This is a genomic window from Klebsiella sp. LY, assembly GCF_004010915.1.
In the GTDB taxonomy this organism is placed as follows: domain Bacteria; phylum Pseudomonadota; class Gammaproteobacteria; order Enterobacterales; family Enterobacteriaceae; genus Klebsiella; species Klebsiella quasipneumoniae.
The window spans coordinates 2,536,477-2,554,957 of the sequence record NZ_CP022444.1 but is presented as its reverse complement, the minus strand read 5'-3'; the positions used below and the strand labels follow the sequence as shown (position 1 = coordinate 2,554,957).

Below are 18,481 nucleotides of genomic sequence, written 5' to 3'. Positions count from 1 at the left end.
CCTAAATGTTGCGGCGAATAATATTGCGTAAATTATCAATCTGCAGAAACAGCGTATCGATATCCTGCCGGTGGGTGGTGCTTTTGGCATATATCGATAGCGCCCGGTTGTAAGTCAGCATTAATGTTTTTTGCACCTCGCTATTGCCAGGCTGGCGCTGTAGTTCGCCTTCCAGTCTGGCAATTTCCTCCGCCAACTGACGGGACTGTTGATCATAATCCTGCAGCGGGGTTTGCTCTTTTTTCCACAACGTTTTCAATGATTCAAACATAGCAAGTTCCCTCCCTGGCGGAAGACAGGGCAATGAAATAGAGAGTGAAGGAGAAAACGTTATTTAAATAACGCCATTTTTTCCATTAAGACATCAGTGACCGCCTGGTTGGCGGGAATTAAGAATTTCCGTACGCTGTCATTCACCTTCCCTTTCTCAAACGTCGTTTTACAGCGGTCAACCCACTGCACGTTCATTTCCGTCCCGACGTTCACTTTATTAATCCCTTCGGTGACGGCCAGCCGCATATCCTCATCGCTGACGCCGGTACCGCCATGCAGCACCAGCGGCACGCCGGTCGCCGCGCTAATCTGTTTCAGCCGTTGGTGCTGTATCTGCGCTTTACCGGTGTAGAGGCCATGCACGGTGCCTACCGAAACGGCCAGCATATCGACCTGGGTCTCCTCCACAAAGCGTTTCGCATCTTCGACGGTGGTAAAACAGATATCTTCCGCCGCCACCGCTTTTCCATCCTCTGACCCGCCGATCGCCCCCAGCTCACCTTCTACCGTAATATTCCGCGGCCGGGCCATTTCCACCACAATCCGCGTGTTACCGATATTTTCCTCGAGGCTTAAATGTGAGCCGTCGTACATCACCGACGAAAAGCCCGCGTTCATTGCCGTCTCGATGGCCTTAATATCTGAGCAGTGGTCAAGATGCAGACAGGCTGGAATATTTTCACTGTCCGCTAATGAACGCACGGCGTCGACCAGCAAACGATAGCCGAGGTACTCCGCGGTCCCGGTTGAAATTTGGATCATTAACGGGCTGTGGCTGTTTTGCGCGGCTTTGAAAAACGCCGGCAGCATCTCAATACAGTGCAAGTTAAACGAGCCAATCGCTTTAAAATTTCTCGCTTGGGCAATTTTTAAAATCTCATTGAAATTATACAGACTCATGAACATTTTCCCCTTTCGGCTTAGCGGATTTCCCGTTGACAAACCATGCCAGTGCGGCGACAAACACAATAAATAAGGCGACAAAGAGCCAGTTATTCTGGAAGGCGTGGCCTAATACCAGACCCGAGCTGATGACGTCAGAGTCGCTGAAGGTGACGCCCGTAAAGCCATAGCTCTCCAGCATGGGCACCAGAATGGCCGGCAGAAACGTGATAAACAGGCCGTGAATAACCCCGCCGATCATCGCCCCGCGGCGTCCGCCCAGCGCGTTGCCAAAAACCCCTGCCGTGCCGCCGGCGAAAAAGTTGGTTAACAGCCCGGGGAGGATCATCGCCAGACCGAACATCGGGAAAACCAGCATGCCGATAATCGAGCCGACGGTCGTCGCCAGAAATCCGACAATCACCGCATTCGGCGCATAAGGAAACAGTACCGGGCAATCAAGAGCCGGCTTCGCATCCGGGACAATACGCATCGCGATACCGCGAAAGGCCGGCACCAGCTCATTGAGCAATAAACGCACGCCGCTATAGAGGACAAAGACCCCGGCGACAAACTGAATGGACTGCATAAAGGCATACATCAGGTAGTTAATCCCGCCGGAGAACTGCGCGATGTACTGGGGGCCCGCCGCGATAGCCGGGATGAGATACATCGGCACCATCACCACCGCCATGGCCAGATAGGTATCCTGCAGAAACTTAAAGTTATCAGGCAGCTCGAGATCTTCCGTGGAGCGGGAGCCTTTGCCGACGACCTTTGCGACGGCGGCCTGCACCAGATAACCGATGGTACAGAAGTGCCCCAGGGCCACGTCGTCAGATCCGGTAATGCGCCTGACCACCGGCTGCGCCAGGGCCGGCATTAACACCGCCATCACGCCGCCGAAGATGCCCCCGGTTAAAATCAGCGGTACGCCGGTGAGCCCGGACTTATAGCCAATCACGGCGCCGATCGTCGCCATCCACAGCAGCGCCTGGCCGGTCAGGAAAATATATTTAAGCGGCGTCAGACGGGCGATAATAATATTGACGGCAAAGATCACCAGCAGCGTCAGCGCCACTTCCGAACCTAATTCCCGATTCGCTAACCCGGCGATGGCGGCCACATCGGTAATATAGCCTTTCATGCCAAATCCCTGGGTGAAGATATCGTTCAGAAAGGTTAGCGTGGCGACAATGATGTTGATCCCCGCCATCATAATTAAGAAGCCAAGCAGCGTTTTAAACGTCCCTTCCGCGGTTTTGCCCGGCGATTTCTTTTGCAGGATCAGGCCAAGCATGGCAATAAAAGCAATAAGAATGGATGCCTGGCCAAGTAAATCCTTAACGATAAACGCAACGAAGCTATTCATAATCAGCCACCTTCAGATGACGTTCTTTTAAGAATGCGACGATCTTGGTTTCAATTTCCTCTTTATCCGTAAGCTTATTGAGCACCACGACGCGTTTAATTTCCTCTTCAGTAGCATCGGCGGTTAAGATGTCGGCAAAGGTTTTTTGCGTCAAAATCATATCCGATTTAAAGGCTCCGGCTTCGGATACGGTGGTGTGTTCAATATGAGCGGGAATTTCCAGCTTTTTTAAAACTGCCTTCGCCGTCATTTCAATGGCAAAGCTTGAACCGAGGCCGCAGCCACATACGCATAAAATTTTCAGCATGGAGGGTCTCCTCAAATAATATTGAGTTGCTTGGCAAGTTTATAATGATGTCCTTCAGTATCGACCAGACGTTTTTTCATACTGACTAAATCAATCGGAATAGGTTTGTTACTGGAATTAATTATTATGGCTTTATTTTTCATACCTGACTGAATACAGCGAACCACTTCACTGGCCATAATGGTGCCCTGATAAATCTCTTCACAGGTCGGGTCACCGCTGCGTAGGCCATAACCGACAATCGTTTTACGGATACGGACGCCAATTTGCGGTTCCAGCTGTTTGATCATGGTATCAATGGCTCCCTGAAAGCTGGGAGAGTATTCTTTGGTGTAGCCTTCTGAGCAGAGGATAACGACGCTGTTCTGCGTGCTCAGCTTCCGGGTAATCCGCTCCGCAAGCATGGCCAGCGGCATCTGCGCCTCCGGGATCAGGGCAATATCCGCATTGCATTTAATGGCGGACTGTAACGTTAATTCTCCACAATAACCTCCTAATATCTCAACCATAAAAACCCGCCCCGGCAGCGCTCTTCCGGTATTTCTTAAACGGGAGACTTCTTTAATAATCTGCTCGCAGGCCGTGGAAAAACCAATCGTATAATCACTGCCATACACATCATTATCGATAGTCATTCCCACGCCAAAGCAATTAATATCAAATTCACTTAGGGTATTGAGAAACTGCAGGCTGCCGTCCCCCCCGGCCATAATAAGCACGTCAATACGCAGCGATTTCAGTTTTTTAGCAATCATTTCATATTCGCTGCGCTGCAGTTTGCGACTGGTGCGTCCGGAGGTAATGATCGGCACCGCGGTAATGGAGAAATCAACCAGATCGCGCCACGCCATATCCTGATGACTTTTCTCCAGTAGCCCTGGAATACCGCCATTAAACAGCGTGATATCGGCATTAGCCTGCCTGGCTATCTGGAATATAAAATTATTCATTCCCGAAACATCCCCGCCGCTAATAACGATGCCAATTTTCATGACGCTTCCTCGCTCATTTGCCTGACAACATTTTTCCCTGAGTACAAGCCTTCTATTTGCAATAAAGATCACATAATGCGTATTAAATTACGTCAGTGAATGGTTGACAGTAGCAGTGACACGCTTATTTCTGTGATAAACATCTCATTTAAAGAGGGTGATCGCCATCGCTTTCTGTTTTTAATATCTTTATATTTCATAGCGTTAAAATATCGAGATATTCAGGCGTGCAGACCTTTCCTTTGCCGTTAATATGGGGATTTAAGAAAAGAGCGGAAACGTGATTACTGCCACATTTTTTCGTAGCAGAGGGGAATATCGGGTAATTTCGCCGATGCGGGAAGCGAAACAAAAAAAGCGCCCTGAGGCGCTCTTTCGACAGTAGCGTTACGCTTATTTGTTCAGTTCGGCAGTCATATGCACGCGGTTGCCGGTAAACGCTTCGGTAATTTTGTAAGACGACGCGCCTGCTGCCTGGGCCTGTGCGGCGATTTTCGCTTCCGCGCCGTCCATCGTTGCAGCGGTAGCGGTGACGGTTTCAGCGGCGAAGGAAGCAAAAGAGGCGGCCATAGCGATTACTGCGACAAAAGTTTTGATGCTTTTCATGATATAAACCCTTTCATTTAGTTGTTTAGATAAGGCGTTGTGCCTTGATGTGTTAAATAGTAGCCCGCACATCACCAAACAAAAAGCGGAAGGATTTGCTGTCATTATTCAAATTTACTGATTAACTTTTAACCCGCGATCAAACGCTGCGGGTGGGTGTAGATCGTCGCCCTGCCCGGCTTGCAAAAGCCCACCAGCGTCAGGTTGCAGCGCTCGGCGACCTCCACCGCTAAGGTGGTGGCTGCTGATACCGCGAACAGGATCTCGACCCCGCACATCGCGGCTTTCTGCACCATTTCATAGCTGGCGCGGCTGGAGACCAGCGCGGCGCCCTGCTGCCAGCCCTCACCGATTTCCGCCCGCCGGCCCAGCAGTTTATCCAGCGCCACATGCCGGCCGACGTCTTCAAAACCGCCCGCCAGTTCGCCCGTCGACCGGACCCAGGCGGCCGCGTGGGTACAGCCGGTGAGTCGGCCGACCGGTTGAAAGTCGTTAAGATGCGCCAGGGCCTGGTCGAGATTGGCGATATCGAACGTCTGAGTGAACGGCAGCGGTTGAACCGGCTTACCAATATCATTGAGCTGCTCGACGCCGCAGACCCCGCAGCCGGTGCGCCCGGCCAGCGCGCGACGCCGGGCTTTGAGCCCCATAAAACGCCGGCTGGAGAGTTCAATCTGCACCTCAAGGCCGTTGCATACCGACACCACGTCCATGCCGAAAATCTCCCGCCGATGCTCAATAATCCCTTCGGATAAGGAGAAGCCGACGGCGAACTGCTCCAGGTCTTTCGGCGTGGCCATCATCACCACGTGGGAGATACCGTTGTAGACCAGCGCGACCGGTACCTCTTCCGCTAACTCATCTGGCTGAGGATGTTGCAGATCCTCGCGCTTCCAGAGGGAGACCTGGCGATATCCTGTGACATTCGTCACATTTTCGATTTGTTCGAGAGGCTTCTTGTTCACTTTGCTTTAACCGTATTGGAACAGGCATACACACAATGTGGTATTCTGTTTTTATCCCTTCAGGAATGAGGGAAATATGCCCTAATTCTGAACCTTTGCGGCTCTCACCGCAAAGCAAATAACTACATGTGACAATGTCGAAACAAGGAGCGAACCATGCAGGTCAGCAGAAGGCAGTTCTTTAAGATCTGCGCTGGCGGTATGGCGGGAACCACGGCAGCAGCGCTGGGCTTTGCCCCGGCGACTGCGCTCGCGGAGACACGGCAGTACAAATTGCTGCGCACGCGCGAAACCCGTAACACCTGCACATACTGTTCTGTCGGCTGTGGGCTGTTGATGTATAGCCTCGGCGACGGCGCGAAAAACGCCAAAGCATCCATTTTCCATATCGAAGGCGATCCGGATCATCCGGTCAACCGTGGTGCGCTCTGTCCGAAAGGGGCTGGTCTGGTGGACTTTATCCATTCTGAAAGCCGCCTGAAATTCCCGGAATATCGCGCGCCAGGCTCCGATAAATGGCAGCAAATCAGCTGGGACGAAGCGTTCGATCGCATCGCCAAGCTGATGAAAGAGGACCGCGACGCCAACTTTATCGCGCAAAACGACGCTGGCACCACCGTCAACCGCTGGTTGACCACCGGGATGCTGTGCGCCTCCGCCTCCAGTAACGAAACCGGCTATTTAACGCAAAAATTCACCCGCGCCCTCGGGATGCTGGCGGTGGATAACCAGGCGCGTGTCTGACACGGACCAACGGTAGCAAGTCTTGCTCCAACATTTGGTCGCGGTGCGATGACCAACCACTGGGTGGATATTAAGAACGCCAACCTGATCGTGGTGATGGGCGGTAACGCCGCTGAAGCGCATCCGGTGGGATTCCGCTGGGCGATGGAAGCCAAAATCCATAACGGTGCCAAACTCATCGTTATCGATCCGCGCTTCACGCGTACAGCGTCGGTGGCTGATTTCTATACCCCGATTCGTTCCGGTACCGACATTACCTTCCTGTCGGGCGTGATCCTGTATCTGCTGAATAACGAAAAATTCAACCGCGAATACACCGAAGCCTACACCAACGCCAGCCTGATCGTGCGTGAGGACTACAGCTTCGACGACGGGCTATTCAGCGGCTATAACGCAGAAAAACGCCAGTACGACAAAACCAGCTGGAACTATGAGCTGGACGAAAACGGCTTCGCCAAACGCGATACTACGCTGCAGCATCCGCGCTGCGTCTGGAACCTGCTGAAGCAGCACGTTTCCCGTTATACCCCGGATGTGGTCGAAAACATCTGTGGTACGCCGAAGGCCGACTTCCTCAAAGTCTGTGAATACATTGCTGAAACCAGCGCGCCGGATAAGACCGCGTCGTTCCTGTACGCTCTCGGCTGGACCCAGCACTCCATCGGCGCGCAGAACATCCGCACCATGGCGATGATCCAGCTGCTGCTGGGCAACATGGGGATGGCGGGCGGCGGCGTCAACGCCCTGCGCGGCCACTCCAATATCCAGGGTCTGACCGACCTCGGCCTGCTCTCCACCAGCCTGCCAGGCTACATGTCGCTGCCGAACGAAAAACAGGCCGACCTGCAGACCTACCTGACGGCTAACACGCCGAAGCCGCTGCTGAAAGACCAGGTCAACTACTGGGGCAACTATCCGAAGTTCTTTGTCTCCATGATGAAAGCCTTCTTCGGCGATAAAGCGACAGCAGAAAACAGCTGGGGCTTTGACTGGCTGCCGAAATGGGACAAGAGCTACGACGTTCTGCAGTACTTCGAGATGATGAATCAGGGCAAAGTGAATGGCTATATTTGCCAGGGCTTTAACCCGGTCGCCTCGTTCCCGAACAAAAACAAGGTCGTCGCTTCCCTGTCGAAGCTGAAGTTCCTCGTGACCATCGACCCGCTCAATACCGAAACGTCCACCTTCTGGCAAAACCACGGTGAGTCGAACGATGTTGACCCGTCGAAAATCCAGACCGAAGTGTTCCGTCTGCCGTCCACCTGCTTCGCCGAAGAGAATGGGTCTATCGTCAACTCCGGCCGCTGGCTGCAGTGGCACTGGAAAGGCGCGGACGCCCCGGGGATCGCTGTCACCGATGGTGAAATCCTCGCCGGTATCTTTACGCGCCTGCGTAAGATGTATGCCGAAGAGGGTGGCCCGGCGCCAGAGCCAGTGCTCAACATGACGTGGAACTACTCCACGCCACACGAGCCGGCGTCAGAAGAAGTGGCGATGGAGAGCAACGGTAAAGCGCTGGCGGATATTACCGACCCGGCGACCGGCGCGGTGATCGTCAAGAAAGGCCAGCAGCTGAGCTCCTTCGCACAGCTACGCGACGACGGCACGACTTCCAGCGGCTGCTGGATCTTCGCCGGAAGCTGGACGCCGGAAGGTAACCAGATGGCGCGCCGGGATAACGCCGATCCGTCAGGCCTCGGCAATACGCTGGGCTGGGCATGGGCATGGCCGCTCAACCGCCGCATCCTGTATAACCGCGCCTCCGCGGACCCGCAGGGTAAACCGTGGGATCCTAAGCGTCAGTTGCTGAAGTGGGACGGCGCGAAATGGGGCGGCGTGGATATTCCGGACTACAGCGCCGCTGCGCCTGGCAGCGACGTCGGTCCGTTTATCATGCAGCCGGAAGGGATGGGCCGTCTGTTCGCTATCGATAAGATGGCGGAAGGACCGTTCCCGGAACACTACGAGCCGTTTGAAACGCCGCTCGGGACTAACCCGCTGCACCCGAACGTGGTCTCTAACCCGGCCGCTCGCGTCTTCAAAGGCGATCTCGAGCAGATGGGCAAAGCGGAGAAATTCCCGTACGTCGGCACCACTTATCGCCTGACTGAGCACTTCCACTACTGGACCAAGCACGCGCTGCTTAACGCCATCGCGCAGCCGGAGCAGTTTGTGGAGATCGGTGAAAAACTGGCGAATAAACTCGGCATCAGCCATGGCGATACCGTCAAGGTCTCCTCCAACCGCGGCTACATTAAGGCCAAGGCGGTGGTGACCAAACGTATTCGCACGCTAAAAGTTGACGGTAAGGATATCGATACCATCGGCATTCCTATTCACTGGGGCTATGAGGGCGTGGCGAAAAAAGGCTTTATTGCCAATACCCTGACGCCGTTCGTCGGTGATGCGAATACGCAGACGCCGGAGTTCAAAGCTTTCCTCGTGAACGTGGAAAAGGTGTAACGGAGACGACTTATGGCTTATCAATCGCAAGATATTATTCGTCGTTCCGCGACTAACGGTTTCACCCCCGCGCCTCAGGCGCGGGACCACCAGCAGGAGGTGGCGAAGCTTATCGACGTCACCACCTGTATCGGCTGCAAAGCCTGTCAGGTGGCCTGCTCCGAATGGAACGATATTCGTGATGAAGTCGGTCACAACGTTGGGGTGTATGACAACCCGGCGGACCTGACCGCCAAGTCATGGACGGTGATGCGCTTCTCGGAAGTGGAGCAAAACGACAAGCTTGAATGGCTCATCCGCAAGGATGGCTGCATGCATTGCGCCGATCCGGGCTGCCTGAAGGCCTGCCCGTCAGAAGGCGCGATCATTCAGTACGCCAACGGCATCGTCGATTTCCAGTCCGAGCAGTGCATCGGCTGCGGTTACTGTATCGCCGGCTGTCCTTTCGATGTGCCGCGTCTTAACCCGGAAGACAACCGCGTCTACAAATGTACCCTGTGCGTAGACCGCGTCACCGTCGGCCAGGAACCGGCCTGCGTGAAAACCTGCCCGACCGGCGCCATCCACTTTGGCTCCAAAGAGGATATGAAAACGCTGGCCGGCGAGCGCGTAGCTGAACTGAAAACCCGCGGTTACGACAATGCGGGCCTGTACGATCCGGCCGGCGTCGGCGGTACCCACGTCATGTACGTGCTGCACCATGCCGATAAGCCGAATCTGTACCACGGCCTGCCGGAAAACCCGGAGATCAGCCAGACCGTCAAGTTCTGGAAAGGCATCTGGAAACCGCTGGCGGCCGTCGGCTTCGCCGCGACCTTCGCAGCCAGTATCTTCCACTACGTCGGCGTCGGTCCGAACCGCGCGGAAGAGGAAGAGGACAACCTGCATGAAGAGAAAGACGAGGTGCGCAAATGAAAAGACGTGACACCATCGTGCGCTACACGGCGCCGGAACGCATCAACCACTGGGTCACCGCCTTCTGCTTCATCCTGGCGGCGGTAAGCGGGTTAGGCTTTTTCTTCCCGTCCTTTAACTGGCTGATGCATATCCTCGGCACGCCGCAGCTGGCGCGAATTCTCCACCCGTTCGTCGGGGTGGTGATGTTCGCGTCGTTCATCATCATGTTTTTCCGTTACTGGCACCATAACCTAATCAATCGGGATGATATCTTTTGGGCGAAGAATATTCGTAAGATCGTCGTCAACGAGGAGGTGGGCGATACCGGACGCTATAACTTCGGCCAGAAATGCGTATTCTGGGCGGCGATTATCTTCCTGGTACTGCTGCTGGTGAGCGGTGTGATCATCTGGCGTCCGTATTTTGCGCCGGCTTTCTCAATCCCGGTGATCCGATTTGCGCTGATGCTGCATTCATTTGCCGCAGTGGCGTTAATTGTGGTTATCATGGTGCATATCTACGCCGCCCTCTGGGTGAAAGGCACCATTACCGCGATGGTGGAAGGCTGGGTCACCAGTACGTGGGCGAAAAAACATCACCCGCGCTGGTACCGAGAGGTCCGCCAGAAACAGGAAAAGTCATCTGAATGAGTATTCGCATAATCCCGCAAGACGAGCTGGGTTCGAGCGAGAAACGCACGGCGGAAGCAATTCCGCCGCTACTGTTCCCCAGGCTGAAAAATCTGTATAACCGCCGCGCTGAACGTTTGCGCGAGCTGGCCGCCAATAACCCGCTGGGCGATTACCTGCGCTTTGCCGCGCTGATCGCCCATGCCCAGGAAGTGGTGCTGTACGACCATCCGCTGCAGATGGATCTCACCGCCCGTATTAAAGCGGCCAGCGAACAGGGCAAGCCGCCGCTGGATATCCACGTCCTGCCGCGCGACAAACACTGGCACAAGCTGCTGCACTCGCTGATTGCCGAGCTGAAGCCGGAGATGAGCGGCCCAGCGCTGGCGGTCATTGAGAATCTGGAAAAAGCCTCTGAGCAGGAGCTGGAGCAGATGGCCAGCGCGCTGTTTGCTTCCGACTTCGCCTCGGTCAGCAGCGATAAAGCACCGTTCATCTGGGCCGCGCTGTCGCTCTACTGGGCGCAGATGGCCAGCCTGATTCCCGGGAAAGCGCGCGCTGAATACGGCGAACAGCGCCAGTTCTGCCCGGTGTGCGGCTCGATGCCGGTCTCCAGCATCGTGCAGATCGGCACCACCCAGGGGCTGCGCTATCTGCACTGCAATCTGTGCGAAACCGAGTGGCACGTGGTACGCGTCAAATGTAGCAACTGCGAACAGAGCCGCGATCTGCACTACTGGTCGCTGGACAACGAGCAGGCTGCGGTGAAAGCCGAAAGCTGTGGCGACTGCGGAACTTACCTGAAGATTATGTATCAGGAGAAGGATCCGAAAGTCGAAGCCGTCGCCGACGATTTGGCATCCCTGGTGCTCGACGCCCGCATGGAGCAGGAAGGCTTCGCCAGAAGCTCAATTAACCCGTTCATGTTCCCCGGCGAAGGGGAATAAGTTCTGCGCTCCTATAACGGGCGACTCAGGTCGCTCGTTATCATTCATATGGTGTGAACACGCCGGAAATGCTCTCCTTAGCCCGTTTCTGCTTCTCCAGATATTGTTCAACTTTTAGGGTGCTGTTCAGAAGGACAAGGTTTTACGGCGCACCGGATAACGAGCAAATTACACCTGATAAAAACGAAGAAAAAGCAGATCTTTGCTGAGAAATACGCTTCTGCGAGCCGCTTTCCACAATGCGATCGCGGCTTTATTCGGTATATCTTTTTCGCAATAACCAGGCTATAACACTGGATATTAACCCAGTAAAAGGGACTTGCCATGACGTTGGAAAAAGGGATTGCTTCGCTGGTTGAGGAGTTTATTGCTGCGGGGCGGCCATCATCGCGAGAACAGAGTATTGATGACCGGAGAAACGGCTATCTCGCCAGCGCCGTTCTCGCAGGGGAAACAGAAACGCGGGTGCAGGTTGAAGACATCACGCTCGATGGCATGACCTTGCGCGTCGTCTCGCCGCCAAAAAGCAACGGCTTACTACCCACCATTGTGTATTATCACGGCGGCTGTTTTGTCAGCGGCGGCTTTGCCACCCACGACAATCAGCTCCGCCAGCTAGCCTGGTTCAGCGGTTGCCGGGTGATCGCCGTGCAGTACCGCCTGGCGCCGGAGCATACCTTTCCGGCGGCGCACGATGACGCAGAACAAGGTGTCATGATCATCCACCGGCACGCGGAGCAGCTTGGCGTTGACGCCTCACGCATCACACTGGCTGGCGACAGCGCCGGCGGGCACCTCGCTCTGGTAACGGCCCTGCGCCTGAAAGCGAATGCGGCGTGGCAACCCGCGCAACTGATTCTGATTTATCCCATGCTCGACCCCACCGCCAGCATGGCGAGCTACGTCAGCAACGGCGCTGACTATGTGATTACCCGGGACACGTTGTTGAGCGGCTATGAAATGTACCTCGCCTCGACGCCAGCGAACCATCCGGATGCCAGTCCACTCTGGCGCGACGATTTTCACGGTCTGCCGCCGGTGCATATTCTGACGGCGGAGTTCGATCCTTTACGCGACGAGGGCGAAGCGCTGCATCGAAGGCTGATGGCGCAAGGGGTGGAGAGTTCCTGTCAGCGCTATCTGGGGGTGATCCACGGCTTCTTTCAGCTGGGTGGGATCAGCCGCGCCGCGCGAGATGCCATGCGGGATATCGCCTGGCGCTTAGCATCGCCAGGACGATAACCGCCCGCGGCTTACTCTTCCTCGTTGCCGCCCTCTTCGTAAGAGCCAAAGGGCTTCGCCGGCAGCACGATGTAGATCCCCTCGAAAACGGCGCCCTGTTTATCGTCGCCAAAAAGCTCCACCTGCATTTGCACGCGGGCTTTACGCCCACGCGCCAGACGGTCGAGATCGCCGCTCAGCGAACCGAGGTCGGCGATGGCGCTGGGGCGGCCGCTAATGGGCTGACTGTAGCGGATATGCGCATCCGCCAGAATGATGGTGCCCCCCAGGTGCCGCTCGCGCAGCATCAGCCAGATAAGCCCCCATCCGGTTAAGGTAGCGAGCGAGAACAAACTGCCGGCAAACAGCGTGTGGTGCGGATTCTGATTTCCCGCTTCCGGCATGGTGGTAATAAATTTCTGCCCGGTGTACTGCTGGATGCGCACGCCCATTTTTTCACTCAGCGGGATATGCTGATACCACGCCTGCTGTAGTTGCGCGCACCAGTCGCCACGGTGGAGAATGTCGTCCAGCGATGCGACCGGCTTAATCATCAGGAAATGACGGATCGGCGTGGTGGTCGGGGTGGTGATCTCCCCCTGATTGATAAAGCCGAGCTTGGCGAAAAACTCCACCGCATCTTCGCGAGCGCTACAGGTGACCCGCTTAACCCCTTCCTGACGCGCGACGGACTCCAGGGTCATCGCCATCAGCGTACCCAGCCCTTTATCCTGCACCGAGGGATGAACGGCCATAAAGCGAATGGAGGCTTCATTCTCTGCATTGATATATAGCCGGCCGACAGCCACCAGGTTGCCCTCTTCATCCACCACCATCTGATGATGCGCCATCGCATCCCAGGCGTCACGTTCCGAACCCTTAGGCTGATGCAGCGGCTTACGCAGCATCTCCCAGCGGAACTGATAGTAGCTCTCTAACTCTTCTGCTGTTTGCGGTACACGAAGGTGATACATAGTCGTACTCTCTTTTGTTACCCGCAGCCTGCCCGGAAGCTGGGTCATACTTGCAACCAAAAGGTCACGGGACCATCATTGACCAAAGAAACCTGCATATCCGCAGCGAATCTTCCGGTCTGGGTGTTCATTTCCTGCTGGCGACAGCGGGCGACGAAATACTCATACAGCGCCTCAGCGCGGTCAGGAGCGGCGCCTTTCGAGAAGCTTGGCCGCATTCCCCGCTCGGTATCCGCCGCCAGCGTAAATTGCGAAACCACCAGCACGCTGCCGCCCGCCTGCTGAACGTTCAGGTTCATTTTCCCCTCCGCATCGCTGAAGATGCGGTAGCCCAGCACGCGCTCGCAGAGGCGATTCGCTTTTTGTTCATCATCGTCTTTTTCGACCCCCAGCAGCACCAGAAGCCCCGGGCCAATTTCGCCCGTCACCTCGTCCGCCACGGTAACGCTTGCACGGGATACGCGTTGAATTAATGCAATCATGGTTGTTCTGTTTCTTCTGTTTTAAGTTTGCGGTATTCACCGAGAGTGACAGTAATTTCAGCGCCAAGCAAGACGATACACCAGGTCCAGTACACCCAGACGAACAAAATCGGCACCACCGAAATCACGCCATAAATGAGCTGATAGGACGGAAAGGTGGTGATATAGAGGGCAAACGCTTTTTTACCTGCCTCAAACAGCAGCGCCGCCACCAGCGCCCCGATCACCGCGTCGCGGTTACGTACCTGGGTGGTGGGTACAATACTGTAGAGCAGCCAGAATGCCGCCCAGGAGAGGATCAGCGGGAAAAGGCGGAGCAGATTATCAATTACGCCGTCCAGGTCGCTTGCCCAGCGCAGCGACAGCAGATAGGAACTGATCGCCAGGCTGGCGCCCGCCAGCAGCGGACCAAGGGTCAGGATCATCCAGTAAACGGCAAAGGAGTAAACTTTGGGGCGACTGCGCGTGCTGCGCCAGATGGTGTTTAGCGCGCTGTCGATCGAGTACATCAGCAGCAGCGAGGTGACGATCAGGCCAAAGGCGCCTACGGCGGTCATGCGGCTGGAATTGGCGACGAACTGCTCGATATACCCCTGGATCACATCCCCGGTCGCCGGAATAAAATTGGCGAAAATAAAATGGCGGATCTGCACGCTGACTTCGGAGAACATGGGAAAGGCCGCAAACAGCGCGAACACGACGGCAATCAGCGGCACCAGGGACAGTAATGACACATAGGCGAGGTTCCCCGCCAGGGTCGTCATATGGTCTTCATCAATACGCCGCCACAGCAGCTTTAGCCACGCCAGCAGCGGCCGGGTATGGTGGAGTAATTTTTGATGAACGGTTCTTAGCATAGCTGTTTCGCGAAATAGTCAGGGATGGTCTTCTTCCCGGTCACCAGAATGCTGGTGATCCCCAACCGGTTAGCCCCTGCTATATTATCGACGTTATCATCAAAAAAGACCGTATCTGCGGCGGAAAAGCCCTCTTCTTCCAGTACTCGCTGATAAATTTGCGCTTCAGGCTTACGCATTCCCATCTCCTGTGACAGATAGATGCGATCGGCGGCAGCGCGCACTTCCGGGTATTCATCCGGCCAGAACGTGGTGTGAAGACGATTGGTATTTGAGAGCACCACCACGCGATGGCCCTGGGCACGCAGTTTTTGCATGATCGCAATCACTTCCGGACGCAGCGCGACAAACACCGCCTGCCAGCCGTGAGCAAACTGCTCATAGCTGAGGGACATATTCATTTCATGACACATGGCGGCGGCAAAATCTTCATCGCTGAGCTCGCCGCGCTCATGCTGATGGAAAGCCTCTCCCATGGTGAAATGCTGCTTCAGCGTCGCCAGCGGGATGCGGGTTAAATCGCTCCAGGCCCCCAATACCCGGTTGAAGTCAATGTCGACAATCACATTACCTAAATCAAAGATATAGAGCATTTTCGTCTCCTTCCGCGCCGTGGAAAATTAACTTTAGCGGGAAAGATGAGGTTTGACTATGCATAAACCTGAAACAACAAGCCACTCGCGAACAAAGCCGCATAATGCGGCTTTGAATAAGCAGAATCAGGCTGGCGGTTATTCTGTCGCAGCGCGCAGCGTTTTCCTGCCACCGCGAATGCGTTTAACCAGCATGACCGAAACGAACGCGCCACAGAGCGCAAAGCACGCCATGATGCCAAAGACTATCTTGTAGCCTGTCAGACCAGGGTTGAGATCGAGAATGTAGCCATACAGGCTGTAGCAGAACATGGCCGGTGCGTAGCCAACGAAACTCCCCAGCGCCATGGCGGCGCCGGTCCGGTTCTCCGCGATGTTGGCTTCACCGATCGGGGCAAAGAAGACCGCTCGCTGGGTAAACACAATTGCGCCAAATCCCAGGGTGCAGATCATGCCGAGGTAGACTGGCATGCTTTCGTGGGGCAGCAATATTAACGCCACCAGGGCTACGGTGCTGGCACAGAAGGTATAGAAGAGATATTTGCTTGGCGACTTGAGGATTTTATCGGCTATCAGGCCGCCAATCGGCCCACCCACCATTTTCAAACAATACTGGTTAATGATGCCGTAGGCGCCCACCAGCGCCACCGGCAACAGGTAGATATTTTTCAGGAAGGGAATAAAGAAAGTGAGCCCACAGTAAACCGCATAAACAAAGAAGACGTTGAACGCGATAAGCCAGATGGTTTTATCTTTTAAGACCGAAGAGATGCTACTTTTCTCTGTGGCGCTGTCGACGGTAGCTTTCTCAGGCGCATCCTCATCCTTTTCTTTCAGCATAAAAAACAGCATGATCCCGACAACAATCACGATCAGAGCGTAGAACCAGATCCCGGCTTTAAACCCCAGCAAACCGCTGCCAATCCAGGTGAAAATAGCCAGGGCAGAGAAAGCAATAATCGTGTCGACAATCCCCCGCCCGGTCTCAAAGAAACCAAACAAACGCCCCTGCTGTTCGCTGTTGCCCAACCGGCTTACCGACTTTAATAGCACCGGCCAGTTCATCATGTCGCAGGTAACGCCAAAGAGAGCCCAAACAAAGAGAATTCCCCAGTAGCCTGGCATAGTCGTCAGATAGATCCCCAACAAGCCTGTCGCAATCAGCGATAGCGACATGGTGTAGCGGCGAGGCAGTTTATCGGCAAAGTAAATTGACAGGAAAAAACCAATCGTGGTCACCACGGAGTTCACCGACATGGCATTGCCTATCTGGCCATTAGTCAGATGGAAATAGTCCTGCATCGGAATATAAAAAGCATCTTTCAGAGAAGGCAGTTTATAAATGGTGCCACCGCACAGGGTTAATAAACTGAATATAGCCCATTTCTTTTTTGTGAGCATAAGTTCCCCTAATGATTGAACATCATTTGGTTTAAGGAAAATAACAGACCATCATCATTTATTAAAAATGATGTCCCGGCATAACGAATTATTAGTAAATTTAGTGTGCCAGCGCCGTAAGCGCTTCGTCTTTTATTCTCTGCAACGTCTCTTTGACATAATGGAGCTGCGCTATCGCATCCTCTTTTTCTTTTAGCAGTCGCGCTTCAAGCTGATCGGCGTCTGGCAGTGGGGTTTCGCTCATTTGTCGCCAGGGGATCCACGGGTTGTCCCCCTCCGAGGCAAAACGGAACGGGGGGGCATAGTAATCCACTTCTTCTTCCAGACCGTATGCCATGACCTGCGGATGATCATCACCAAGACAAATTAATTCCGTCAGCAGCGCCTTAAACGGCATATCGCCCTGGCCTGAATTACAGGCCCGATGCCCAAGCCCACCGTTCTCAGTAATAATACAAGCGTCTTTGATATGAACCTGCGTAATGTAAGGTGACATCAACGCTAACGCCTCAAGCGGTCGCTCATTAGCGTTGATCATATTGGCGAAGTCAAAAAGGAGCGATAGCGATGGCATCTCGCTTTGTTTAATTAAATTCACCAGTTCAGCGCTTTTGAGATCTTCATGTTGCTCAAGGGTGAAGGTCAGGCCGGTATGGCTATAAGCCTTTTTAATGTATTGAATATCTGCTGAAATTTTTTCCATTACGTCATGTAAATGGCCTTCATAACGCGGATAAAAACGAACGGAAGTCGCTCCTGTTTTTAAAGCGATAGTCGCGGCCTGATCGATGGTCTGTTTATCGGAGGCGCTGGTTTCGATGTGAATATCCAGCTGCAACGCTTTCGCTTTGTCAGCAAACCCGGCTAACTGGGCATCATTCATATTGCTCAGCGAATAACGCTCACCATCAAGAACGTGTATTTTCACACCCTTTAAATGCAGACTATCTGCAATGGTCAGTAAATCATTAGGTAAAATACGTTCAAGCCGCATATTCAAATGATAGGCATAAGCATGAAGGTAGAGTGGTATATTATCAATACGGGAAAGGATCTTCCCGGCGTTATCTTTAGTGACCATAAAATACCTACAAGTTAATAAACAGATCCACAGCCTCAAATCGCCAGTATTCGAGATCTATTTGCACAATATTGCCGGCACTATCGGCACGGTGTTTTTCTATCAGAATAGCCGGCAGACCTGCAGAGCCACCGATGAATTTGCTCACATCGCCCGACATTCTGACGGGTCTAAAAGCCAGTTTTTTTATCACCACAGGCTTATGATATTCACGCTCCCAGACGGAGGAAAAAGACTGGTTCTTCAACCGGTCAATAAAATCTGGCGCGACGTTAGGGTTGATAAAAGTCTCGTGGTAGAAAACTTTATGCCCTTCCAACGCTCCCCAGCCGGTGACCAGATATAAATCATCAGACGGAGTGACATCCAGCAGGGGTTTAGCGGCGTCGGGATAGTCTCGGGTTCGCTGTTTTTCAATAAAGCCCCACGAGGGTTCTCTTCCCTGCTCAATGGCGGCCCGCTGAAAGCTCGCGGGGAGCTCAGGACTGTAGTTAAAACGCGGCTGCGCGACAAACCATCCTTTCCGGTCTTTACGAAAGATCCTCGATTCCGCTTCCAGGCTGAGCAGCGCCTGACGCAGCGTCATGCGTTTGATCCCCAGCAGTTCGCCAAGCTCTCTCTCTGAAGGCAGTTTTCCACCCGCAGCCGTCAGCCCTTGCTTAAGCCACAGATCCAGTTTCTCTTTTGCATTTTCGACAGTAGAAAGATTTTCAGTCATTGTTTAATCCATTTGGTTTAAACCAGATAACTCATCTTACTCTTCTGCAAAAAAAGAAAGCAATTCCTCGGACAAAC

The 18,481-nt window shown here is 54.0% G+C and carries 19 protein-coding genes; 5 read left to right on the top strand and 14 right to left on the bottom strand.

Annotation, left to right across the window (positions count from 1 at the left end):
- Position 1: 1 nt before the first annotated feature.
- The 7 genes from CE636_RS15370 to fdhD all read right to left on the bottom strand — a co-directional run bounded on the left by CE636_RS15370 (position 2) and on the right by fdhD (position 5,397).
- Positions 2-271 carry a hypothetical protein gene (locus CE636_RS15370; RefSeq protein ID WP_017899833.1) on the bottom strand — a complete coding sequence of 90 codons (270 nt, stop codon included), beginning with the start codon at positions 269-271 and terminating at the stop codon, positions 2-4.
- A 59-nt stretch (positions 272-330) separates the two neighbouring features.
- On the bottom strand, positions 331-1,173 hold the full coding sequence (locus tag CE636_RS15365; protein WP_025999201.1) for a class II fructose-bisphosphate aldolase: 843 nt from the start codon (positions 1,171-1,173) through the stop codon (positions 331-333).
- Positions 1,160-2,527 (bottom strand): PTS sugar transporter subunit IIC, encoded by a 1,368-nt coding sequence (locus tag CE636_RS15360; protein WP_004203642.1) that lies wholly within the window; start codon positions 2,525-2,527, stop codon positions 1,160-1,162. Before CE636_RS15360 ends, CE636_RS15365 begins: the two co-directional genes overlap by 14 nt.
- Positions 2,520-2,834 carry a PTS sugar transporter subunit IIB gene (locus CE636_RS15355; RefSeq protein ID WP_004203640.1) on the bottom strand — a complete coding sequence of 105 codons (315 nt, stop codon included), beginning with the start codon at positions 2,832-2,834 and terminating at the stop codon, positions 2,520-2,522. The genes CE636_RS15360 and CE636_RS15355 overlap by 8 nt, the downstream gene beginning before the upstream one ends.
- Positions 2,835-2,845: 11 nt before the next feature.
- Complete coding sequence (locus CE636_RS15350; protein WP_017899835.1) at positions 2,846-3,826, bottom strand: 6-phosphofructokinase; 981 nt, start codon at positions 3,824-3,826, stop codon at positions 2,846-2,848.
- A gap of 393 nt (positions 3,827-4,219) precedes the next feature.
- Positions 4,220-4,432, bottom strand: a complete 213-nt coding sequence (locus tag CE636_RS15345) for a YdgH/BhsA/McbA-like domain containing protein (protein WP_004203637.1) — start codon at positions 4,430-4,432, stop codon at positions 4,220-4,222.
- A 128-nt stretch (positions 4,433-4,560) separates the two neighbouring features.
- On the bottom strand, positions 4,561-5,397 hold the full coding sequence (gene fdhD, locus CE636_RS15340; RefSeq protein WP_017899836.1) for a formate dehydrogenase accessory sulfurtransferase FdhD: 837 nt from the start codon (positions 5,395-5,397) through the stop codon (positions 4,561-4,563).
- A gap of 156 nt (positions 5,398-5,553) precedes the next feature.
- On the opposite strand from fdhD, the gene fdnG reads away from it, so the two are divergent.
- The 5 genes from fdnG to CE636_RS15315 all read left to right on the top strand — a co-directional run bounded on the left by fdnG (position 5,554) and on the right by CE636_RS15315 (position 12,319).
- A complete protein-coding gene (gene fdnG, locus CE636_RS15335; RefSeq protein WP_085956538.1) occupies positions 5,554-8,604 on the top strand; it encodes a formate dehydrogenase-N subunit alpha in 3,051 nt (1,016 codons plus the stop codon).
- Positions 8,605-8,616: 12 nt separating this feature from the next.
- Complete coding sequence (gene fdxH, locus CE636_RS15330; protein WP_002882822.1) at positions 8,617-9,519, top strand: formate dehydrogenase subunit beta; 903 nt, start codon at positions 8,617-8,619, stop codon at positions 9,517-9,519.
- Entirely contained in the window at positions 9,516-10,151 is a 636-nt protein-coding gene (fdoI, locus tag CE636_RS15325; protein WP_004203632.1) for a formate dehydrogenase cytochrome b556 subunit, read from the top strand. The genes fdxH and fdoI overlap by 4 nt, the downstream gene beginning before the upstream one ends.
- Positions 10,148-11,077, top strand: a complete 930-nt coding sequence (gene fdhE, locus CE636_RS15320; RefSeq protein WP_004203631.1) for a formate dehydrogenase accessory protein FdhE — start codon at positions 10,148-10,150, stop codon at positions 11,075-11,077. The genes fdoI and fdhE overlap by 4 nt, the downstream gene beginning before the upstream one ends.
- 324 nt (positions 11,078-11,401) lie before the next feature.
- On the top strand, positions 11,402-12,319 hold the full coding sequence (locus CE636_RS15315; RefSeq protein WP_017899837.1) for an alpha/beta hydrolase: 918 nt from the start codon (positions 11,402-11,404) through the stop codon (positions 12,317-12,319).
- Positions 12,320-12,330: 11 nt separating this feature from the next.
- Here the strand turns inward: CE636_RS15315 and fabY are convergent, their stop codons facing one another.
- The 7 genes from fabY to CE636_RS15280 all read right to left on the bottom strand — a co-directional run bounded on the left by fabY (position 12,331) and on the right by CE636_RS15280 (position 18,404).
- Positions 12,331-13,272: a fatty acid biosynthesis protein FabY gene (gene fabY / locus CE636_RS15310; RefSeq protein WP_025999202.1), complete on the bottom strand. Its 942-nt coding sequence runs from the start codon at positions 13,270-13,272 to the stop codon at positions 12,331-12,333.
- A gap of 44 nt (positions 13,273-13,316) precedes the next feature.
- Entirely contained in the window at positions 13,317-13,754 is a 438-nt protein-coding gene (gene dtd / locus CE636_RS15305; protein ID WP_004203627.1) for a D-aminoacyl-tRNA deacylase, read from the bottom strand.
- Positions 13,751-14,611, bottom strand: a complete 861-nt coding sequence (locus tag CE636_RS15300) for a virulence factor BrkB family protein (RefSeq protein ID WP_004203625.1) — start codon at positions 14,609-14,611, stop codon at positions 13,751-13,753. Before CE636_RS15300 ends, dtd begins: the two co-directional genes overlap by 4 nt.
- The gene (gene yihX, locus CE636_RS15295) at positions 14,605-15,204 is read right to left on the bottom strand and encodes a glucose-1-phosphatase (protein ID WP_017899838.1); all 600 of its coding nucleotides are present in this window, start codon (positions 15,202-15,204) and stop codon (positions 14,605-14,607) included. The genes CE636_RS15300 and yihX overlap by 7 nt, the downstream gene beginning before the upstream one ends.
- A 138-nt stretch (positions 15,205-15,342) precedes the next feature.
- Positions 15,343-16,605: an MFS transporter gene (locus CE636_RS15290; RefSeq protein ID WP_017899839.1), complete on the bottom strand. Its 1,263-nt coding sequence runs from the start codon at positions 16,603-16,605 to the stop codon at positions 15,343-15,345.
- Positions 16,606-16,705: 100 nt separating this feature from the next.
- A complete protein-coding gene (locus tag CE636_RS15285) occupies positions 16,706-17,686 on the bottom strand; it encodes a sugar phosphate isomerase/epimerase family protein (RefSeq protein ID WP_017899840.1) in 981 nt (326 codons plus the stop codon).
- A gap of 7 nt (positions 17,687-17,693) precedes the next feature.
- Positions 17,694-18,404 (bottom strand): GntR family transcriptional regulator, encoded by a 711-nt coding sequence (locus tag CE636_RS15280; protein ID WP_017899841.1) that lies wholly within the window; start codon positions 18,402-18,404, stop codon positions 17,694-17,696.
- Positions 18,405-18,481 lie beyond the last annotated feature (77 nt).

Bases quoted from the DNA above. Each gene is read 5' to 3' on its own strand.
- CE636_RS15370 (WP_017899833.1), bottom strand. From the start codon at position 271: ATGTTTGAATCATTGAAAACGTTGTGGAAAAAAGAGCAAACCCCGCTG.
- CE636_RS15365 (WP_025999201.1), bottom strand. From the start codon at position 1,173: ATGAGTCTGTATAATTTCAATGAGATTTTAAAAATTGCCCAAGCGAGA.
- CE636_RS15360 (WP_004203642.1), bottom strand. From the start codon at position 2,527: ATGAATAGCTTCGTTGCGTTTATCGTTAAGGATTTACTTGGCCAGGCA.
- CE636_RS15355 (WP_004203640.1), bottom strand. From the start codon at position 2,834: ATGCTGAAAATTTTATGCGTATGTGGCTGCGGCCTCGGTTCAAGCTTT.
- CE636_RS15350 (WP_017899835.1), bottom strand. From the start codon at position 3,826: ATGAAAATTGGCATCGTTATTAGCGGCGGGGATGTTTCGGGAATGAAT.
- CE636_RS15345 (WP_004203637.1), bottom strand. From the start codon at position 4,432: ATGAAAAGCATCAAAACTTTTGTCGCAGTAATCGCTATGGCCGCCTCT.
- fdxH (WP_002882822.1), top strand. From the start codon at position 8,617: ATGGCTTATCAATCGCAAGATATTATTCGTCGTTCCGCGACTAACGGT.
- fdoI (WP_004203632.1), top strand. From the start codon at position 9,516: ATGAAAAGACGTGACACCATCGTGCGCTACACGGCGCCGGAACGCATC.
- fdhE (WP_004203631.1), top strand. From the start codon at position 10,148: ATGAGTATTCGCATAATCCCGCAAGACGAGCTGGGTTCGAGCGAGAAA.
- CE636_RS15315 (WP_017899837.1), top strand. From the start codon at position 11,402: ATGACGTTGGAAAAAGGGATTGCTTCGCTGGTTGAGGAGTTTATTGCT.
- fabY (WP_025999202.1), bottom strand. From the start codon at position 13,272: ATGTATCACCTTCGTGTACCGCAAACAGCAGAAGAGTTAGAGAGCTAC.
- dtd (WP_004203627.1), bottom strand. From the start codon at position 13,754: ATGATTGCATTAATTCAACGCGTATCCCGTGCAAGCGTTACCGTGGCG.
- CE636_RS15300 (WP_004203625.1), bottom strand. From the start codon at position 14,611: ATGCTAAGAACCGTTCATCAAAAATTACTCCACCATACCCGGCCGCTG.
- yihX (WP_017899838.1), bottom strand. From the start codon at position 15,204: ATGCTCTATATCTTTGATTTAGGTAATGTGATTGTCGACATTGACTTC.
- CE636_RS15290 (WP_017899839.1), bottom strand. From the start codon at position 16,605: ATGCTCACAAAAAAGAAATGGGCTATATTCAGTTTATTAACCCTGTGC.
- CE636_RS15285 (WP_017899840.1), bottom strand. From the start codon at position 17,686: ATGGTCACTAAAGATAACGCCGGGAAGATCCTTTCCCGTATTGATAAT.
- CE636_RS15280 (WP_017899841.1), bottom strand. From the start codon at position 18,404: ATGACTGAAAATCTTTCTACTGTCGAAAATGCAAAAGAGAAACTGGAT.